Raw genomic sequence first — 19426 nt, 5'->3', positions numbered from 1 at the left:
GTAAATAAATATCACGATTATATATTCTGGCCTGCTATAGGATTAGCCTATGGCAGGCTATTTCTTTTGCATATTTGACGAAGAAAAAAGAGTATGATACGATATCTTCAATACATAAACATAGTAAACAGATATGAAAATAGGAAATATATATGAAACAGATTTTATGCTTTGGAGATTCCAATACCTGGGGATACGACGGAGAAAGCAGAGAACGGCTGCCCTGGGGTGTGCGCTGGACAAGTCTTCTTCAGGAAAAATTAAACAAAGAAAAATACAGAGTGATTGAAGAAGGGTTATGTGGACGGACGACTGTTTTTGAAGATCCACTTCGTGATGGACGGAAGGGGACAGCACTTCTGCCAACTTTGCTGGAAACACATGCACAGGTAGATGTGATCACTCTTATGCTGGGAACCAATGACTGCAAAACAGTTTTCGGAGCATCTGCAGATGTGATCGGAAAGGGGATTCTTCGACTTCTGGATCAGATTCAGGAATATGCTCCAAAAGCGAAGGTTCTTCTGATGTCACCGATTTATCTTGGGGAAAAAGTATGGCAGGAAGGCTACGATCAGGAGTTTTCCAGAGAGTCGGTGGCCGTATCCAGAAATCTCCAGTCTGTATACGAAAAAATAGCAAAAGAACGTCAGATTGAATTTCTTCCGGCAGCGGCTTATGTACATTGCTGTGAGGCTGATCAGGAACACCTCAATGCATCTGGTCATAAAGAATTTGCGGAAGTAGTATATCAAAAGATCAGAAAGTTTTTGTAGGAAATGAATAGGATTTTCAAATACAGTAAATGCTGTCTGACAACACGGATTTTGTCAGACAGCATTTTTTACTGCATAAACTTTTCAGCTTTACATGGCAATGGATTTACTTAAATCGGATTAGTACTGCTGGCTGCCCTGAGAACCGCTGGACATCTGGCGTTCCTGAGCTTCAATCATCTTTTTTACCATATATCCACCAACAGAACCGTTCTGTTTGGAAGTAAGGTTACCATTGTATCCATCTGTAAGCGGAACACCCAGCTCGTTTGCTACCTCATATTTGAAACGGTCAAGTGCGCCTTTTGCTTCTGGTACAACTGCTTTGTTAGAAGAAGTGTTACTTGGCATAATTCATTTCCTCCTTGGTTGTTGTTTGGTTTGATGTTACATTGCTAGTATATGAAATAGCGGAAATAATACACTGGCAGTTAAAGGAAATTTACAGAATAATATAAAAAATTAAAATCGAATGTATGGTTGTTTTTATAAAAAACAGAAGTTATAATATTTTCTGTGGTGCATATAATATCTGGCAGATAAGTAAAGGGGGATTTTGTGAAAAAGAAGCGCTATCCCACATACAGACGAAAATCAAAAAGAAAAAAACAGCCAGCAAAAAAGATCATAACAGGATTGATACTTTGTATTACCATTGCACTGTGTAATGGCTGGAAACCGCCGGACAGCCTGGATAAAGCCAGGGAACAGAGCGAGATTTTTTGTAATATATTTTTTACATATATAGAAGAAAATACAAAAAATTTTTCAGAAAATATATCCGAAGCGATTTCCCACACAGCTTATAAAATACTGGAGCAGACAGGAAATCAGGCCGGAGGACAGAATGCAGATATTTCGCTGGAAAATATACCGGAATACAGTGGAAGTCCTTGTGTAGAGCTTGATGGAAATATTCCGGAATTTTCAGCAGAAAAGAAAAATGGCCCTGCATATGAATTTTACAGCGAACTGGATGCTCTTGGACGATGTGGATATGCGGAATCCAAGATCACACCCCAGCTGATGCCGACAGAGGAACGAGGTGCTATCGGAATGATCAAACCAACGGGCTGGCATACAGTAAAATATGATAATGTAGATGGCAGATATCTTTATAATCGCTGTCATCTGATCGGTTATCAGCTTACCGGGGAGAATGCAAATGAAAAAAATCTGATCACGGGAACCCGATATCTTAATGTAACCGGAATGTTGCCTTTTGAGAATGAAGTGGCAGATTATGTACACAGTACCGGGAATCCCTGTATGTATCGCGTTACTCCGATTTTTGCAGGAAAAGAACTTGTGGCCCGCGGTGTGGAAATGGAAGCGGAATCTGTAAAGGATCAGAACGTAGCCTTTCACGTTTTTGTATATAACGTACAGCCGGGAATAGAAATTGATTATCAAACCGGAAACAGCTGGCAGCAACCATAAATTCACAGGAATCCCGAAAGAGAAAATATTAATTTTTCATGAATTTGTATGAATTAAATTGCACTTTTTTGGGCGATATGCTAAAATCAATTACAGAGTTATATGGTTTTACCGCTATACAGTGGAGAAAAAGGGATGTAACCCGAGGTCAGAATGGAGAGGTGAATTATGAATTTAGGAATTATTGCACATAACAGTAAGAAAGTTCTGATTGAAGACTTCTGTATTGCATATAAGAATATCCTTGCCAAACACGAAGTATATGCAACCGGAACAACGGGAAGAAGAATTGAGGAAGCGACCAGCCTTCATGTCCATAAGTTTCTTGCCGGAAGCATTGGCGGAGACAAGCAGTTTATGGAGATGGTAGAAAGACAGGATCTGGATATGGTGATCCTGTTTTATAATCCTGTCATGATGGATCCGGCAGAACCGGATATCATGAGTATTGTTAAACGATGCGACCAGTATAATATTCCGGTTGCTACAAATATTGCCACTGCGGAGCTTTTGATTCTCGGACTGGCCCGTGGTGATCTGGATTGGAGATTAAATCTGAAATGAGAGTAATAGCAGGAAAAGCACGTAGATTAAATTTAAAAACAATTCCCGGAAATGAGACAAGACCAACAACAGACCGTATTAAGGAAACTCTTTTTAACATTCTCCAGCCTGAAATACCAGGTTGCAGGTTCCTGGATCTTTTTTCCGGAAGCGGAGCTATTGGTATCGAGGCATTGAGCCGAGGCGCTGATTATGCAGTATTTGTTGAAAAAAATCCCAAGGCATGTGCATGTATCCGTGAAAATCTTTCATTTACAAAACTCTCTGAAGGTGGTAAACTGCTGAACATGGATGTACTGCAGGCGTTGCGTTCACTGGAAGGTGGAGAACCTTTTGACTGTATCTTTATGGATGCACCTTATGAACAGCATCTGGAGCAGCCGGTTCTCGAATATCTGGCTGACAGTACTCTTGCAAACGAGAACACGCTTATTATCATAGAAGAAGATCTTTACACGGATTTTTCTTATGTGGAGGAACTGGGCTATCATCTGATACGTTCCAAGGAATATAAAACAAATAAGCATGTTTTCCTAAAAAAATGAAAGCGAGACAGACATATGATAACAGCCGTATACCCAGGAAGTTTTGACCCGGCAACTTATGGTCATCTTGATATTATTAAACGAGCAAGCATTTCTTTTGACCGGGTTATAGTGGGCGTTTTGCACAATTCTGCAAAAAGTCCGTTGTTTTCTGTGGAAGAACGTGTTAAGATACTAGCAAAGGCAACAAAAGATATCCCGAATGTGGAGGTGAAAGCATTTGAGGGCCTGTCTGTGAACTTTGCCAGGGAGAATCATGCCCAGGTGATCGTTCGCGGTCTTCGTGCTGTCACGGATTTTGAATACGAGCTGCAGATGGCGCAGACCAACCGTGTTCTTGCACCGGATGTGGATACCGTTTTTCTCACAACCAGTCTGGAATATGCATACTTAAGCTCCACGATCATGAAAGAGGTTGCGAATTTCGGAGGAGATCTGAGTAAGTTTGCTCCAAGTGAGATTACGGAAGCAGTCGAAGAAAAATTGAAAAAAGAGAAACAGAGAAATAAGGAGAGTGTATTTATGAGCAGCAGAATTGAACAGATCATTCAGGAGATTGAAGAGTATGTGGACAGCTGTAAATTTCAGCCTCTTTCCACTACCAAGATCGTAGTGAATAAAGAAGAGATTGAGGAACTTTTACGTGAACTGCGTCTGAAAACTCCAGATGAGATCAAACGTTATCAGAAGATCATCAGCAATAAGGATGCAATCCTTGAGGATGCACAGTCCAAGGCTGACAGCCTGATCGCAGATGCGCAGACGAAAGCACAGGAGCTGGTTACACAGCATGAGATCATGCAGAAGGCGTATGCACAGGCAAATGAAACGATCAATGCTGCCAACAAGCAGGCTCAGGAGATCCTTGATTCTGCAACACAGGATGCCAACAGTATCCGTCTCAGTGCGATCACATATACAGATGATATGATGGCGAATATTGGTTCTGTTCTGAACCAGACACTTGAGGATGCCGGCGGTAAATATAAAGCATTTATCGATGCACTGCAGAGTTGTCTTGAAGTTGTAAACCATAACCGACAGGAACTTGCGCCACAGACTGCACAGGCAGCTGCAATTTCCAATACTTTCCAGGACGAAGACAGTGCTTCCAGTGATAGTGATGAGGATGAACTGTTAGACGATATCGGAGAGAACTAAGAACAGGAAAACCAGGGATGTATTCAGACATTTGGATGTAACATAAGGAAACAGTGATAATCGGTTTTCCAGTACACTTTTTGTCTGGAACATAACGCAGAGCCCACCGAATGCGGTAAGAGTTATGGAGGATATACAGCGAAATCTCCATGAATACCGAGAGTGAGCGATCTGCTGTAATCCTGTGGTCAGCTCGATGGGACTTGTAAACAGGATACTGGTCTGTTCGGAGAATGGCCAGTAATGTCTGATACATGTAAATACCAATGAAAATATCAGAATATAGCCCCCGAGCCGTGTGATGGTTTCAAATCCGTTCATGATCGAGACATCCAGGATGACTCCTGTGGAGTCCTGCTGGTATGTCTCTTTTTTTATGGATTTAACTTTGGCAGGAGTCAGTGTGTTTCCATGATATATCAGAAATCGAAAAGAAAGCATGCAGAAAAGATCAGCAGTTAACAGGATCAGGACTATCTGCATCGGATGGATTCTGTTCTGCAAAATGCTGCCGGTCAGATAGGAAACAACGAAAGCAGGACTGGCGTTGCAGGAAAAAGAAAGAAGATATTCGCCTTCTTTTTTGGAAATCTGATCATTTATGTAAAGATCATGGGCAATCTTTGCTCCCATAGGGTAACCGCACAGAAAACCCAGAATCAGAACATAGGCTCCGGCTGGAGAAAGACCGAAACATTTTTCCCACAGAAGGGAAAATGGATTCAGGAGTTTTGTGAGATTTCCGGCTTTTAAAAGAATTCCGGTGAAGATCAGGAAGGGAAGCAGGGTTGGAAGCATAACATTCAGCCACAGCGTCGAATCCGTCCCTGGCACCCAGGAGCCCTTCGTCCGGGTGAAGAAGCAGAAAAAACAGCAGACAGATACTGAAAAGTGTTAATATTTTCGATTTCATAAGATCCCGGCCTTGCTTTTTTTACAGTATATGATTATTATAAAAATAAATGAATTTATGGAGCAGAAGGAGGCAGAATTTATGCCAGCATTAGAGAATTGTGAACCTAAGAGAGTCTTTCATTATTTTGAGGAGATCTGTAAGATTCCTCACGGTTCCGGAAATACGAAACAGATCAGTGATTTTCTTGTGAATTTTGCGAAAGATCACGGGTTTAAATACGTACAGGATGAAATGAATAACGTGATCATCTATAAACCAGGTACGTCAGGATATGAAAATTCTCCGACAGTTATCATTCAGGGCCATATGGATATGGTATGTGAGAAACGTCCGAATGTAGAACATGATTTTACAAAAGACGGATTAAATATTTCTGTAAAAGACGGTTATGTAACTGCTAATGGAACAACTCTTGGCGGAGATGATGGTATTGCTGTTGCCTATGGCCTTGCTCTTCTTGAGAGTACAGATATTCCGCATCCACCACTTGAAGTGTTATTTACGGTTGATGAAGAGATTGGCCTTCTTGGTGCAGTAGGACTGGATTGCAGCGTACTGAAAGGCAGAAGATTTATCAATCTGGATTCTGAGGCAGAGGGAAGTCTCTGGATCAGTTGCGCAGGTGGCCTTTCAGGGATCAGTCATATTCCGGTTCAGCGCGTCGAGGGCGAGGGAACTAAGATACAGGTTAAGGTCTGCGGACTTATGGGCGGACATTCCGGTGCTGAGATTGATAAAAACAGAGCTAACGCCAACAAGCTGATGGGACGTTTCCTTTATGGCCTTAAGAAAAAGGCAGATTATGCAGTGATTTCTCTTACAGGTGGCCAGAAGGATAATGCCATTACGAGAGAATGCATCACAGAGTTTCTGACTGATGCACCAGAAGAAGTAAAAGCATACGCAAAAGAACTCCAGGAGCAGATCAGGGAGGAATATACCGGCTCTGATGAGAATATTACCATTGAAGTGAAAGAGAATGGAGTAGAGACAGCTCAGGTCCTTCATCCTACAAGCCAGGAGAAGATTGTATTCTATCTTCAGAATGTACCATTTGGAATCCAGAAAATGAGTGGGACTATTAAAGGTCTGGTGGAATCATCCAGTAATATCGGAATTCTTCGGTTGGATGAGGACGAGCTCTTTGCAAGTTCAAGTGTAAGAAGTTCCGTAGATGCGGCATGCAGCGCAATATCTGATAAAATCGAATATCTTACAGAGTTTCTTGGGGGAGATTATGAAGTACAGGGTGCATATCCTGCATGGGAATACCGGAAAGATTCTCCATTAAGAGATAAGATGGTGGAGATTTTTGAAGAAATGTATGGCCATAAACCGGAAGTTGTGGCAATCCATGCAGGTCTTGAATGCGGGCTTTTCTACAAAAAAATGGAAGGCCTTGACTGTGTATCTCTTGGACCGGATATGAAGGATATTCATACATCGGAAGAAGTATTAAGTATCGCTTCCACAGAAAGAGTATGGAATTACCTTGTAAAGGTTCTTGAAAATCTGAAAGACTGATCATAACCGGATCAACGGTATCTTTTGCCCTGAAGCAGAAACATGTTTCTCTTCAGGGCTTTTTCTGATTTCTGAAAAAATGAGCAAAAAATTCATAAAATATTCATTCCTGCATATATATAGCTTTGTGGATGCATCACACAAAAAAGAAAATTTTTCTATAATTTTTTAATAAAAAATTGATAAAGAATCCCTATTTTTTCAAAACATATGTTATAATAAAAAATGTATGCCGCCATCACCACAACAAAAAATAAGAGACTGACGGCAGATAATAAGGAGCGAGCAACATGGAAATACAGTTATGGCGAAGTATTCTGTGCCCTTACGAGCTGGCTGTCAAGGAACTGACAGTCAAATTTGAACATATGATAGAAGAATACCGTGAGAATGATCGATATTCACCCATTGAACAAGTCAGTGGAAGAGTAAAAAGTGTATCCAGTATTCTGGAGAAAATGCAGCGCAAACATATTCCTATTGAACAGATGGAAACCGAGGTGGAAGACCTTGCAGGTGTCCGGATCATCTGTCAGTTTGAAGAAGATATTGATACAGTCGCTGCAATCATCCGAAGAAGAACAGATATGGAAGTAAAAAGTGAGAAGAACTATCTGACTCATATTAAACAGAGCGGTTATCGGAGTTATCACATGATCCTTTACTATATAGTAGAGACGATCCGACGGCCCCAAGAGACTTCAGGTGGAAGTTCAGATCCGTACGATGGCAATGAATTTCTGGGCTACCATTGAGCATTCTCTTCAATATAAATATAAAGGCGACATGCCGCCGCATGTCGCAGAACGTCTCAGCAAAGCATCAGATGCCATCATTTCCCTGGATCATGAAATGTCTTCTGTCCGGAATGAGATCATGGATGCACAGAATTCTTCACAGATGCAATCCAATCTTGTGAAGGATATTTTGAATAATATTGAGAATCTTTACCGTGTTTCCAGCGAACGGGAAGTCAGCAAGATTCAGGATGAATTTTTAAGAGTATTCAAAACCAAAGATTTACGTCAGCTGGAGCGATTCCACAGACAGTTGGATATTATTGCCGAGGGATACCGTGCCCAGGCTGTACATCATAGCATGTAATAGATAGACCAGAAGCAGTAAGCACATAATACATATGAGGAATTATAAATGCAGGATTTTTTACCGGTTACAAGGGAAGATATGAAGTCAAAAGGCTGGGATACGGTTGATTTTGTCTATGTGACAGGCGATGCCTATGTAGATCATCCGTCTTTTGGATCAGCTATCATCGGACGTCTTCTGGAAAGCAGAGGCTACCGTGTAGGGATGATCCCACAGCCGGACTGGCGAAAGAAAGAGAGTATCCAGGTGTTCGGGGAACCGCGCCTGGGTTTTCTCGTTACAGCAGGAAACATGGATTCCATGGTGAATCATTATACTGTTTCCAAGAAACACAGAAGTACAGATGCCTATTCTCCCGGGGGAAAAATGGGATTAAGACCAGATCGGGCAAGTGTGGTATACAGCAATCTGATTCGTCAGAGCTATAAACATACGCCTATCATTCTGGGCGGAATTGAAGCCAGCCTTCGCAGAATGGCACATTATGATTATTGGGAAAACAAAGTCAAGCACAGTATTCTTATTGATTCCGGAGCAGATCTTATTTCTTATGGAATGGGAGAACACTCGATCCTGGAAATTGCCGAGGCACTGCAAAGCGGAATTCCGGTACAGGAGATTACTTATGTGGCAGGTACTGTTTTTAAAAGCCATGATATTAACAGAGTCTACGAACCCGTGATCCTTCCGGCTTTTGAACAGGTTCAGTCAGACAAAAAAGCTTATGCGGACAGTTTTGCCATCCAATATCGCAACACGGATCCATTCACTGCAAAGCCGCTGGTGGAATCTTATGGAAACCGCGGCTATGTGATCCAGAATCCTCCGGCGAAGCCTCTGACACAGATGGAAATGGATGATGTTTATGACCTGCCTTACACAGGCCAGTATCATCCCATGTATAAAAAAGACGGAGGGATTCCGGCACTGAAAGAGATCAAGTTCAGTCTGACCAGCAACAGAGGCTGTTTTGGCAGCTGTAATTTCTGTGCGCTGACTTTCCATCAGGGCCGCATTCTTCAGACAAGAAGCCATGAATCCATTCTGAGAGAAGCAGAAAAAATGACAGAGGACCCAGATTTTAAAGGCTATATTCATGATGTGGGAGGTCCTACTGCGGATTTTCGACATCCCTCCTGTAAGAAACAGCTGACAAAAGGAGTCTGCAGGGAACGCCAGTGCCTGTTTCCTTCTCCGTGTAAAAATCTGACGGTGGATCATAAAGATTATCTGCAGCTTTTACGAAAAGTTCGGAATTTACCAAAAGTCAAAAAAGTATTTATCCGTTCCGGTATTCGTTTTGATTACATGGTGGCAGATCCGGATAAAACTTTTCTGAATGAGCTTGTAAAATATCATGTCAGCGGCCAGCTGCGTGTGGCACCGGAACATGTTTCTGATGAAGTGCTGAAATATATGGGAAAACCGAAACATGCAGTTTACGAAAGTTTTCTGAAAGAATATGAAACGGCCAATGCCCGCACAGGCAAGCAGCAGTATGCAGTTCCTTATTTTATGTCATCTCATCCGGGATGTACCATGAAGGAAGCTGTAAAACTTGCGGAATATGTTCGTGATCTTGGATTTACACCGGAACAGGTGCAGGATTTTTACCCGACACCTTCAACTCTTTCTACCTGTATGTATTATACGGGAATACATCCTCTGACCGGAGAGAAAGTTTATGTTCCGAAAAATCCTCATGAAAAGGCAATTCAGCGTGCTCTGATGCAGTACAAAAATCCGGAGAACCGGGAACTGATCCTCGAGGGACTTAAAATGACCGGACGTATGGATCTGGTAGGTTTTGGACCAAAGTGCCTGATCCATCCAAGAGAACTTCGGAGAAAAAATTCCAAAGGAAAAAATCCTGAAAGCAGAAGTACAGATCGAAGAAATCTAAAAACACAGACAAGGAGTTCGGCACATGAAAAATACCAGAAAAAGAAAAACAAAAAAAGGTGATTTTGGCTATTTCAGTAGCGAAAAGAAGCGAAGACTTCTGATCACAGCTGGATTATTTTCGCTTCCGCTTCTCGTTTTTTTCGTAGCATGGGCGGTCAATGGTACAAGGATGACTGTCTGGACAGTTCTGACGGTTGTAGGATGTCTTCCTGGCTGTAAATCCATGGTAAGCCTGATCATGATCCTGATGCGGCATCCTATGGACAGGAAACTGTATGAAGAAATCCGGAAACATGCCGGTGATCTTGTGATGGCATATGAAATGTATATGACTTTTTATGAAAAGAGCGGTTATCTTGATGCTGTGGCTGTATGTGGAAATACGGTTGTGGGATATACCAGTGATCCAAAGGTGGATATATCGTATCTTGCAGAACAGTCTCAGAAGATTGTCCGCAAAAACGGTTATAAAGTAGATGTAAAGATCCTGAAAGATCTGAAGCCCTATCTGGAACGTCTGGATTCTATGAATGAACATAAAGAATCTTTACGGAATGGAATCAAGTTTACACCAGATGAACGGTATCCGGATCTTTCCAGGGAAGAGCTGATCAAACATACGATCCTGGCAATCTGTCTGTAGGAGCACTGTTATAATGAAAGAATTTATCATTAATGAAAATGAGGCCGGACAACGCTTTGACAAATATCTGGCCAAGCTTCTTAAAGAAGCGCCAAAAAGTTTTTTTTACAAAATGATGCGTAAAAAAAATATTACACTTAACGGAAAAAAAGCAAACGGAAATGAGAAACTGCTTTCTGGTGATCATGTGAAGTTATTTTTAAGTGATGAAACTTTCGAGAAATTCAGCGGTACCGATAAAGCTCCCAGGGCATATCATAAACTGGACATTATTTATGAAGATGAGAATATCCTTCTGATCAACAAACCGTCAGGGATGCTTTCCCAGCCCGGAGATGATGGCACTCCGTCACTGGTGGAATATCTGACCGGGTATCTTCTGGAAACTGGAAGCCTTACAGAGGAGGATTTAAGAACTTTTCGGCCATCTGTGTGTAACCGTCTGGATCGCAACACTACCGGGCTGATCGCAGCCGGAAAAAGTCTTGCCGGTCTTCAGGAACTCTCGGAAATGTTTAAATCCAGAAATCTCCATAAGTATTATCTGTGTCTTGTGGAGGGTGTACTGGAACAGGAAAAATATATCAAAGGATATCTTTCCAAAGATAAAAAAAATAATAAAGTAACAATATACAAACAGGAGAAAGAGAATACTCTTCCTGTGGAGACCCGATATTTTCCGCTTGGTAACAATGGAAAACGGACTCTTCTTAAGGTAGAACTGATCACAGGACGTGCACATCAGATCCGTGCACATCTTGCATCAGAAGGGCATTCGATCGTGGGTGATCCAAAGTACGGAAAAAATGAAAGCAATCTGAAAGGACAGCTTCTGCATTCTTTCTGCATGGAGTTTCCGGTTCTTACAGGAACACTTTCTTATCTTTCCGGAAAGACCTTCACAGCGCCGATACCGGAAATCTTTCTCAGAACATTAAAAGAGGAGCAGTTGGAGGAAATTTATTATGAAAATCTGGAATGAAGTGTGGGATTATGTAAAAATGATCATCATTGTGGTAGTGGTGGTCCTTGTTATCAACAATGTGGTACTGATCAATGCAAAGATTCCGTCGGAATCCATGGAAAATACCATCATGACCGGTGACCGGATCTTTGGTTTTCGCCTGGCGTATGGTTTTAATATGAATGTATTTGGAAATGAAATATCCAAGAAATGGAAAGATCCGGAGCGTTTTGATATTGTGATCTTTAAGTATCCGGATGACGAATCCCAGCTGTTTATCAAACGTATTATCGGACTTCCGGGAGACAAAGTTGAGATTATAGATGGTAAAGTTTATATCAATGATTCGGAAACGCCACTGGAAGATTCCTATGTACCGGAGACACCGCTTGGAAGTTTCGGCCCTTATGAAGTACCGGAGAATTGTTACTTTATGATGGGCGATAACCGAAACAATTCAAAGGATTCCAGATACTGGACCAATACTTTTGTGCGTTTCGATCAGATTGTTGGAAAAGCGGAGATCCGTTATTTCCCGTCCATCAAGCTTTTGAATTAAAGAAGGGTTTTATTTTATGGCAACGTGGAACAGCAGAGGGCTTCGAGGCTCCACTTTGGAGGAACTTGTCAATCGTACCAATGAGCAGTACCGCGAAAAAGGACTGGCTCTGATCCAGAAAATTCCAACTCCCATCACGCCGGTAAAAATGGACAAGAATACAAGACATATCACACTGGCATATTTTGAACAGAAAAGTACTGTAGATTATATCGGAGCAGTGCAGGGAATTCCTGTCTGCTTCGATGCCAAAGAATGCTGTGTAAAGACCTTTCCCCTTGCAAACATTCATCCTCATCAGGTAGCTTTTATGGAGGAGTTTGAGAAGCAGAAGGGGATTTCTTTTTTTCTGATCTATTTCAGCGCAGATAATGTTTTTTATTATCTTACTTTACGCAAACTGAAAGAATTCTGGAAACGGATGGAAGAGGGCGGACGAAAAAGTTTCCGCCGGGAAGAATTGGACGAGGAATTTTATCTTCCGGCAAAAAGCGGATTTCTGGTTCCTTATCTGGAGGGGATCCAGAAAGATCTGCAATTACGGGATTGACTTTTGGAAAAGTTTCCTATATAATCAAATTTAAGTTTTCTGTGGTAGCATGGTAGCGAACTAAAGCGAAACGCAGAAAATTCAAAAAGTGTTACGGAGGAAATGAACATGCAGCGTATTTTTCATACACCTGAAGGTGTGCGGGACATTTATGGAGAGGAATGCAGCCGCAAAAAACGGCTCCAGAGGGAGCTCCACCAGGTGTTTTCAAGATATGGATATGAAGATATAGAAACACCGGGATTTGAATACTTTGAAGTGTTCAGTAATGAAGTGGGAACAATCCCATCCAAAGATCTTTATAAATTTTTTGACAGAGAGGGAAATACCCTTGTTCTAAGGCCTGACTTCACACCATCGGTTTCCAGAGCGTGTGCTACATATTTTGATCCGGAAAAGGGACCGGTAAGACTTTGTTATACAGGAAATACATTTATCAACAATTCCAGTTACAGAGGACAGATGAAAGAAAATACCCAGATGGGTGTGGAGCATATGGGAGATGATTCCGCAGCAGCAGATGCGGAGATCCTTGCCATGACAGTAGAGTGCCTGAAAGCAGCAGGACTTACAGAATTCCAGGTTAGTGTGGGTCAGGTAGATTATTATAAATCCCTGCTTGCAGAAGCAGATCTGGAACCGGAGATGGAAGAACATCTTCGTGAACTGATCTCCCAGAAGAATTATTTTGGTGTGGAAGAACTTCTGAAGGGACAGAATTTAAGCGAGAGCCTTTCCGAAGCTTTTGCGGAACTGCCGCAGATGTTCGGTTCCGTGGAAGTTCTGGAAAAAGCAAAAAAACTTACCTCCAATCCGGAGGCACTTTTCGCAGTAAAACGTCTGGAAGAGATCTACGAGATCCTGAAAGTATATGGCTGTGAGAAATACATTGCTTTTGATTTTGGAATGCTCAGTAAATTCCGTTATTATACAGGAATCATTTTCCAGGCTTATACATATGGAACCGGCGAACCACTGATCAAAGGTGGACGTTATAACGAGCTGATGAAACATTTCGGAAAACCGGCTTCTTCCATCGGATTTGCCATTGTGGTTGATAACCTGATGCTTGCTCTTTCCAGACAGAAACTGACCGTTCCATCCGGTGATAAGACCGTTGTGATCACCTATGCTCCGGGAGAGCTGAAAAAAGCGATCCAGGAAGCAATTACACTTCGAGGAGAAGGTAAAAAAGTGGCATTATGCCCGAAAAAGGAGGAGCAGGAATAATGAGATATCTTACATTTGCCCTCACAAAAGGGCGTCTGGCCAACAAAACACTGGATATGTTTGAAAAGATCGGTATTACATGTGAGGAGATGCGTGACAAGGATTCCCGTAAACTGATCTTTACCAATGAGGAACTGAAACTCAGGTTTTTCCTTGCGAAAGGCCCGGATGTGCCGACTTATGTAGAGTACGGTGCCGCAGATATTGGTATCGTAGGTAAGGATACCATTCTGGAAGAGGGAAGAAAACTTTACGAAGTTATGGATCTGGGATTCGGAGCATGCCGCATGTGCGTATGTGGCCCGGAAAGCGCCAGAGAAGTTTTAAATAACAACCAGCTGATCCGTGTTGCTACCAAATACCCGAACATAGCAAAGGATTACTTCTATAATAAAAAACACCAGACTGTGGAGATCATCAAACTGAATGGTTCCATTGAGCTTGCACCGATCGTAGGTCTTTCCGAAGTCATCGTGGATATCGTGGAAACAGGAAGTACCCTTCGCGAGAATGGTCTGAAGGTGTTGGAGGAAGTCTGCCCGCTGTCTGCCCGTATGGTAGTCAACCAGGTCAGCATGAAAATGGAAGATGAAAGGATCCGTAAACTGATCACAGAACTTCGAAACGTTGTCAAATAAGCTGTGAAGCTGTTTATTTGCTTATGAGCATGTAGTGGAACGGATTGTGAATAAATACAGAAAGAAGGCAGAAGTTATTATGCGTAAGGTAAAACTCACCAAGGAATCTACAAAAGATATTCTGGAAACTCTCTTAAAAAGAAGTCCTAATAATTATGGCAAATATGAGGATGCAGTAGCAGATATCCTCGCAAAAGTAAAGGCAGAGGGAGATGAAGCGCTGTTTGCTTTTACCAGAGAATTTGATAAAGTTGAAGTGACAAAGGAGACGATCCGTGTTACACCGGAGGAGATCGAGGAAGCTTATAAGCTGGTAGATCCGTCTCTGATTGATGTGATCAAAAAAGCGCTGGTAAATATCCGCAGCTATCATGAAAAGCAGCTTCAGAACAGCTGGTTCACAAGTACGACAGACGGTACTATGCTTGGCCAGAAAGTAACTGCACTGAACCGTGTAGGTGTTTATGTTCCAGGCGGAAAAGCTGTATATCCATCTTCTGTACTGATGAATATCGTTCCTGCCAAAGTAGCAGGTGTGGACCGTATTGTAATGACAACCCCTCCGGGAAAAGACGGAAAGGTGAATCCAAGCACACTGGTTGCTGCCAATGAGGCCGGTGCAGATGAAATTTATAAAGTGGGCGGTGCCCAGGCTATCGGAGCTCTTGCATACGGAACTGAGAGTATCCCGAAAGTGGACAAGATCGTAGGACCTGGAAATATTTTTGTTGCCCTTGCAAAAAAAGCAGTTTATGGTTATGTCAGCATTGACTCCATTGCCGGACCAAGCGAGATCCTTGTTCTTGCAGATGAGACTGCAAATCCACGTTATATCGCGGCAGATCTTCTTTCTCAGGCAGAGCATGATGAGATGGCGTCCGCGATCCTGATCACAACAAATGAAGAATTTGCAGATAAGGTTGACGCAGAGGTAAAAGGTTTTGTTGAAAAACTTTCCAGAAAAGCTATTATCGAGAAATCTCTGGAGAATTTTGGATATATCCTGATCGCAGAAGATATGGATGAGGCCATTGAGGCAGCCAATGAAATTGCTTCCGAGCATATGGAGATCGTTACAAAGAATCCTTTCGAAGATATGATGAAAGTACGAAATGCAGGTGCGATCTTTATCGGAGAGCACAGCTCTGAGCCTCTTGGAGATTATTTTGCAGGACCGAACCATGTACTTCCTACCAACGGAACTGCGAAATTTTTCTCCGCACTTTCTGTAGATGATTTTATTAAGAAATCCAGCATTGTGTATTATTCCAGAGAAGCACTCCGGAAGATCCACAAGGACATTATCCAGTTTGCCACATCGGAACAGCTGACTGCACACGCAAACTCCATTGCGGTCCGTTTTGAGGAAGAGGATAAGGAGAACGAATAATGGCAAGAGAAGCACTGATCGAAAGAAACACAAAAGAAACACAGATCCGTCTGCAGCTGAATATTGACGGAACAGGAAGTTCCGATATTGATACAGGTATTGGCTTTTTTGATCATATGCTGGACGGCTTTACGCGTCATGGACTGTATGATCTTACTTTGAGAGTACACGGTGACCTGAATGTGGATGATCATCATACTATTGAAGATACAGGTATTGTCCTTGGAAATGCGATCCGTGAGGCAGTTGGGGACAAAAAAGGAATCAAACGTTATGGCAGCTGTATTCTTCCCATGGATGAAGTTCTGGTGCTCTGTGCAGTGGATCTTTCCGGAAGACCTTATCTTGGATGGGATGCGGAGTTTTCCACGGAGAAAATAGGAGATATGGCAACCGAGATGGTGAAGGAATTCTTTTATGCAGTGTCTTATTCCGCAGCAATGAATTTTCACATCAAAGTTCTTTCCGGCGGAAACAGCCATCATGTGGCAGAGGCTATGTTTAAGAGCTTTGCCAAAGCCCTTGATGCGGCAACACAGTACGATTCCCGGATCACAGACGTGCTTTCTACCAAGGGAAGCCTCTGATACATAAAGGAGACTACTTATGAACAAACAGTTGATCCCATGCCTTTATCTTCAGGCAGAAAAGGCAGTAACAGGATTTGGACAGAGAAATCTTTTCGGAGATGGAAATGTAGAGACACTTGCAAAATTTTACGGCGACAATGGAGCAGATGAGCTTCTGGTGTTTGACTTTTCTTCCACAGATGCTGAGCATGACCGTGCGATCGGAAAGATCCGGGATATCTGCCAGGCATCCGAGATCCCGGTGATCGCAGCAGGAAACATCAAACGTATGGAAGACGTAAAAAAACTGATCTATGCAGGCTGTGCCAAGGTTGTATTAAATTTTTCAAAGAAAAGTAATATTGAGCTTCTTGAGGAAGTATCCAGACGTTTTGGAAAAGAACGTATGATGATCAGTATTTCTGATCTGAAGGAATTTACAGAAAATCAGGAGCTGATCGAAACTTATGCAGACAGTGTTCTGGCTCTGGATACAGTGGAAAATGAAATCGCACAGATTTCGCAGATTTCCATTGTTCTCCACACGGACGAAAGCAGTCAGGAAAAAGTTCTGGAGCTTTTAGGGGAAACCGCCGTGTCCGGACTTTGCGGTGCTTATGTGAGCAGCCTTGAAAATGATCTGCATACATTAAAAGAGACCTGCGAAAAAGCCGGAATTCCGGTGAATACCTATAAAAGCAATATTGCATGGTCCGATTTTAAATTAAACAGTGATGGAATGGTTCCAGTTATTGTCCAGGATTACCGGACAGATGAAGTGCTGATGCTGGCCTATATGAATGAACTGGCTTTTGATACTACACTGAAACTGGGAAAAATGACATACTGGAGCCGCAGCCGGAATGAACTCTGGACAAAAGGCCTGACATCCGGCACATGTACAGTATGTAAAATCCCTTACCATTGACTGTGACAATGATACGATCCTTGCCAAGGTGGATCAGGTGGGGGCTGCCTGCCATACAGGAAACCGTACCTGTTTCTTCAAACCACTGATGAAGAAAGAGTACGATGATACCAATCCACTCCACGTATTCCAGAATGTGTACGATGTGATCACAGACCGGAAAGCGAATCCGAAGGAAGGTTCCTATACCAATTATCTTTTTGATAAGGGAATTGACAAGATCCTGAAAAAAGTCGGTGAAGAATGTACAGAGATCGTCATTGCCGCCAAAAATCCGGATAAAGAAGAGATCAAGTATGAGATCTCAGATTTTCTCTATCACATGATGGTACTGATGGTGGAAAAAGGTGTCAGCTGGGAAGAGATCACCAGAGAACTGGCAAAAAGATAGAATTAAAAAAAAGACATATACAATTTTGGTTAGGCATGGTATACTTATCGGAACAAAGTGCGGAAATATAAGAAAAAGGGAAAGGGAAACAGCCAATGATCAAAATTGATGACTGGGTGATCGAAAAAGGAGAAAAAGCACAAGGTAAGATTGAGATCACAGGATGCGGCATGGCGATGCCGGCGACTGTGATCTGCGGGGTGGAAGACGGACCGACGATCCTGATCACAGCAGGAGTACACAGCGCCGAGTATGTAGGAATACAGGCGGCGATGGAACTTGCGAAAGAATTTCAGCCGGAGGAACTGAAGGGAAATGTGATCATCATTCCGCTGGTCAATGTCAGTGGATTTGAACATCGTACCATGAGTATGGTCTATGAAGATGGTAAGAATCTGAACCGTGTTTTCCCGGGAGATCCTGAGGGGACAGCTGCAGACCGCATTGCCTATACCATGGTGACGAAACTTTTTTCCATAACGGATTATTATATTGATCTGCACAGCGGAGACGGATATGAGCAGCTTCATCCATATGTTTATTATGTAGGGGTTGTAGATGAAGAGACGGCAGAGAAGTCCTTACATATGGCAAGACATATCGGTGTCAAATATGTGGTCCGCTCTACAACTGCTACAGGTGGTGCCTATAATTATGCTTCTTCTCTTGGAATTCCAAGCATTCTCATCGAGAGGGGCGGACACAGTTACTGGACCTGGGAGGAAGTGGAACAGGACAAAAGAGACGTCCGTCATCTTGTGTTTCATCTTCAGGGGAAGAAATGTCACGGACTGAAACATTACCGTCAGATGCTTCTGGAAAATGTGGTATATGAATATGCACCATATACCGGATGCTGGTATCCATCCAAAAAGCCTGGAGAGTACTTCTTTAAAGGAGAAGACCTGGGTGAACTGAGAGATTACTACGGAAACCTGCTTTATACATCCATTGCAACAGAAAATGGAGTTGTACTTTATCAGACAGCCAGCCTGAATATTATTGAGGACGGACCGATGATCGCCTATGCAGCGATCACAGAGACGCTGACCTGATATTCGCAGAGCTTTTCCACCAAAAATTGTTTTATTCAATTCCTATAGAAACGATAAGAAAACCGGATTTTACCGTTTGTTGTTCTATTTGTAAAAACAAACGCGTAAAATCCGTATTTTTTTGACAAATCGGATAAACTCAGTTGTTAAATACCTAACGGGGTATATGTACAATTCAAACAGCTTTGACAAAATTGATAAATATTCTAAAAATACAACATTTTTCTATGGACAACAGCAATAGATTTATCATATAATAAATCCGTAATTTAACAGCATTTGCTGATTTTTACATCAGTCGTTGCAAGTTCCGAGAGGATTAATAGGGAAACCGGTGTAAATCCGGTACGATCCCGTCACTGTAATGGGGAATCCTCAGATAAAATACCACTGGCCGGGTGCGTGAGAAATAGGGCCGGGAAGGTGTCTGAGGGTGAGGAGCCTGAGTCAGGAGACCTGCTTGTAATTGTTTTAAGATGATTCTTACGGAAGATAGGAAGCAAGTTTTTTTGTGTGTGCCCGTATTTCGTCACGGGCTTTTTTCGTGCGTATTTCTAAAATTCCATGCATT

Annotated in this window: 17 protein-coding genes, 4 pseudogenes and 1 riboswitch; of the genes and pseudogenes, 19 read left to right on the top strand and 2 right to left on the bottom strand. The window is 42.3% G+C overall.

All coding sequences use genetic code 11. The features are described 5' to 3' along the window. The first annotated feature begins 152 nt into the window (after positions 1-152). Positions 153-776, top strand: coding sequence for a GDSL-type esterase/lipase family protein (locus AC04Q6_RS02015; protein WP_021976560.1), 624 nt, complete (start codon positions 153-155; stop codon positions 774-776). 120 nt (positions 777-896) lie between these two features. Here the strand turns inward: AC04Q6_RS02015 and AC04Q6_RS02010 are convergent, their stop codons facing one another. Beyond that, positions 897-1127 carry an alpha/beta-type small acid-soluble spore protein gene (locus tag AC04Q6_RS02010; protein WP_118062917.1) on the bottom strand — a complete coding sequence of 77 codons (231 nt, stop codon included), beginning with the start codon at positions 1125-1127 and terminating at the stop codon, positions 897-899. Positions 1128-1565: 438 nt separating this feature from the next. Here AC04Q6_RS02010 and AC04Q6_RS02005 point away from each other — a divergent pair. The 5 genes and pseudogenes from AC04Q6_RS02005 to AC04Q6_RS01985 form a co-directional block, all read left to right on the top strand. Continuing rightward, positions 1566-2201: pseudogene (locus AC04Q6_RS02005) on the top strand (DNA/RNA non-specific endonuclease); the annotation flags it as partial. Positions 2202-2384: 183 nt separating this feature from the next. Beyond that, a complete protein-coding gene (locus tag AC04Q6_RS02000) occupies positions 2385-2780 on the top strand; it encodes a methylglyoxal synthase (RefSeq protein ID WP_021976563.1) in 396 nt (131 codons plus the stop codon). Beyond that, complete coding sequence (gene rsmD / locus AC04Q6_RS01995) at positions 2777-3325, top strand: 16S rRNA (guanine(966)-N(2))-methyltransferase RsmD (protein ID WP_021976564.1); 549 nt, start codon at positions 2777-2779, stop codon at positions 3323-3325. The genes AC04Q6_RS02000 and rsmD overlap by 4 nt, the downstream gene beginning before the upstream one ends. A gap of 15 nt (positions 3326-3340) precedes the next feature. Next, positions 3341-3826, top strand: a pseudogene (coaD, locus tag AC04Q6_RS01990) (pantetheine-phosphate adenylyltransferase); the annotation flags it as partial. A gap of 21 nt (positions 3827-3847) precedes the next feature. Beyond that, a complete protein-coding gene (locus tag AC04Q6_RS01985; RefSeq protein WP_021976566.1) occupies positions 3848-4486 on the top strand; it encodes a hypothetical protein in 639 nt (212 codons plus the stop codon). Here AC04Q6_RS01985 and AC04Q6_RS01980 read toward each other — a convergent pair. Next, complete coding sequence (locus AC04Q6_RS01980; protein ID WP_476389498.1) at positions 4463-5320, bottom strand: hypothetical protein; 858 nt, start codon at positions 5318-5320, stop codon at positions 4463-4465. The genes AC04Q6_RS01985 and AC04Q6_RS01980 overlap by 24 nt on opposite strands. A gap of 160 nt (positions 5321-5480) precedes the next feature. On the opposite strand from AC04Q6_RS01980, the gene AC04Q6_RS01975 reads away from it, so the two are divergent. The 13 genes and pseudogenes from AC04Q6_RS01975 to AC04Q6_RS01915 all read left to right on the top strand — a co-directional run bounded on the left by AC04Q6_RS01975 (position 5481) and on the right by AC04Q6_RS01915 (position 18855). After that, positions 5481-6926 carry an aminoacyl-histidine dipeptidase gene (locus AC04Q6_RS01975; protein ID WP_118071442.1) on the top strand — a complete coding sequence of 482 codons (1446 nt, stop codon included), beginning with the start codon at positions 5481-5483 and terminating at the stop codon, positions 6924-6926. Between the two features lie 290 nt (positions 6927-7216). Continuing rightward, positions 7217-8030 (top strand): annotated as a pseudogene (locus AC04Q6_RS01970) (GTP pyrophosphokinase). 48 nt (positions 8031-8078) lie between these two features. After that, positions 8079-9998: a YgiQ family radical SAM protein gene (locus tag AC04Q6_RS01965; RefSeq protein WP_118062909.1), complete on the top strand. Its 1920-nt coding sequence runs from the start codon at positions 8079-8081 to the stop codon at positions 9996-9998. Beyond that, positions 9961-10581, top strand: coding sequence for a hypothetical protein (locus AC04Q6_RS01960; protein ID WP_021976571.1), 621 nt, complete (start codon positions 9961-9963; stop codon positions 10579-10581). The genes AC04Q6_RS01965 and AC04Q6_RS01960 overlap by 38 nt, the downstream gene beginning before the upstream one ends. Positions 10582-10594: 13 nt before the next feature. Next, on the top strand, positions 10595-11563 hold the full coding sequence (locus AC04Q6_RS01955; protein WP_118071441.1) for an RluA family pseudouridine synthase: 969 nt from the start codon (positions 10595-10597) through the stop codon (positions 11561-11563). Continuing rightward, a complete protein-coding gene (gene lepB / locus AC04Q6_RS01950; protein WP_021976573.1) occupies positions 11547-12104 on the top strand; it encodes a signal peptidase I in 558 nt (185 codons plus the stop codon). Before AC04Q6_RS01955 ends, lepB begins: the two co-directional genes overlap by 17 nt. Positions 12105-12120: 16 nt before the next feature. Further along, entirely contained in the window at positions 12121-12654 is a 534-nt protein-coding gene (locus tag AC04Q6_RS01945) for a Holliday junction resolvase RecU (protein ID WP_021976574.1), read from the top strand. A gap of 108 nt (positions 12655-12762) precedes the next feature. Further along, positions 12763-13884, top strand: a complete 1122-nt coding sequence (hisZ, locus tag AC04Q6_RS01940; RefSeq protein ID WP_118071440.1) for an ATP phosphoribosyltransferase regulatory subunit — start codon at positions 12763-12765, stop codon at positions 13882-13884. Then, the gene (gene hisG, locus AC04Q6_RS01935; protein WP_118062901.1) at positions 13884-14522 is read left to right on the top strand and encodes an ATP phosphoribosyltransferase; all 639 of its coding nucleotides are present in this window, start codon (positions 13884-13886) and stop codon (positions 14520-14522) included. The genes hisZ and hisG overlap by 1 nt, the downstream gene beginning before the upstream one ends. 79 nt (positions 14523-14601) lie before the next feature. Continuing rightward, positions 14602-15912 carry a histidinol dehydrogenase gene (gene hisD / locus AC04Q6_RS01930; protein ID WP_021976577.1) on the top strand — a complete coding sequence of 437 codons (1311 nt, stop codon included), beginning with the start codon at positions 14602-14604 and terminating at the stop codon, positions 15910-15912. Continuing rightward, on the top strand, positions 15912-16499 hold the full coding sequence (gene hisB, locus AC04Q6_RS01925; RefSeq protein WP_118071439.1) for an imidazoleglycerol-phosphate dehydratase HisB: 588 nt from the start codon (positions 15912-15914) through the stop codon (positions 16497-16499). Before hisD ends, hisB begins: the two co-directional genes overlap by 1 nt. Before the next feature lie 19 nt (positions 16500-16518). Then, a pseudogene (gene hisIE, locus AC04Q6_RS01920) lies at positions 16519-17800 on the top strand (bifunctional phosphoribosyl-AMP cyclohydrolase/phosphoribosyl-ATP diphosphatase HisIE). 95 nt (positions 17801-17895) lie between these two features. Further along, positions 17896-18855, top strand: a complete 960-nt coding sequence (locus AC04Q6_RS01915; protein ID WP_118062897.1) for a M14 family metallopeptidase — start codon at positions 17896-17898, stop codon at positions 18853-18855. A gap of 288 nt (positions 18856-19143) precedes the next feature. After that, a riboswitch (cobalamin riboswitch) is annotated at positions 19144-19333 on the top strand. The last annotated feature ends 93 nt before the right edge of the window (positions 19334-19426 follow it).

The organism is Blautia sp. HA9023, assembly GCF_056504095.1.
This window is presented reverse-complemented; position numbering and strand designations above follow the sequence as displayed.

Excerpts from the sequence above, each read along its gene's own strand:
- AC04Q6_RS02000 (WP_021976563.1), top strand. The coding sequence starts at position 2,385 with ATGAATTTAGGAATTATTGCACATAACAGTAAGAAAGTTCTGATTGAA.
- AC04Q6_RS01975 (WP_118071442.1), top strand. The coding sequence starts at position 5,481 with ATGCCAGCATTAGAGAATTGTGAACCTAAGAGAGTCTTTCATTATTTT.
- AC04Q6_RS01955 (WP_118071441.1), top strand. The coding sequence starts at position 10,595 with ATGAAAGAATTTATCATTAATGAAAATGAGGCCGGACAACGCTTTGAC.
- hisZ (WP_118071440.1), top strand. The coding sequence starts at position 12,763 with ATGCAGCGTATTTTTCATACACCTGAAGGTGTGCGGGACATTTATGGA.
- lepB (WP_021976573.1), top strand. The coding sequence starts at position 11,547 with ATGAAAATCTGGAATGAAGTGTGGGATTATGTAAAAATGATCATCATT.
- AC04Q6_RS01960 (WP_021976571.1), top strand. The coding sequence starts at position 9,961 with ATGAAAAATACCAGAAAAAGAAAAACAAAAAAAGGTGATTTTGGCTAT.
- hisG (WP_118062901.1), top strand. The coding sequence starts at position 13,884 with ATGAGATATCTTACATTTGCCCTCACAAAAGGGCGTCTGGCCAACAAA.
- AC04Q6_RS01965 (WP_118062909.1), top strand. The coding sequence starts at position 8,079 with ATGCAGGATTTTTTACCGGTTACAAGGGAAGATATGAAGTCAAAAGGC.
- hisD (WP_021976577.1), top strand. The coding sequence starts at position 14,602 with ATGCGTAAGGTAAAACTCACCAAGGAATCTACAAAAGATATTCTGGAA.
- hisB (WP_118071439.1), top strand. The coding sequence starts at position 15,912 with ATGGCAAGAGAAGCACTGATCGAAAGAAACACAAAAGAAACACAGATC.
- AC04Q6_RS02010 (WP_118062917.1), bottom strand. The coding sequence starts at position 1,127 with ATGCCAAGTAACACTTCTTCTAACAAAGCAGTTGTACCAGAAGCAAAA.
- AC04Q6_RS01945 (WP_021976574.1), top strand. The coding sequence starts at position 12,121 with ATGGCAACGTGGAACAGCAGAGGGCTTCGAGGCTCCACTTTGGAGGAA.
- AC04Q6_RS02015 (WP_021976560.1), top strand. The coding sequence starts at position 153 with ATGAAACAGATTTTATGCTTTGGAGATTCCAATACCTGGGGATACGAC.
- AC04Q6_RS01985 (WP_021976566.1), top strand. The coding sequence starts at position 3,848 with ATGAGCAGCAGAATTGAACAGATCATTCAGGAGATTGAAGAGTATGTG.
- AC04Q6_RS01915 (WP_118062897.1), top strand. The coding sequence starts at position 17,896 with ATGATCAAAATTGATGACTGGGTGATCGAAAAAGGAGAAAAAGCACAA.
- rsmD (WP_021976564.1), top strand. The coding sequence starts at position 2,777 with ATGAGAGTAATAGCAGGAAAAGCACGTAGATTAAATTTAAAAACAATT.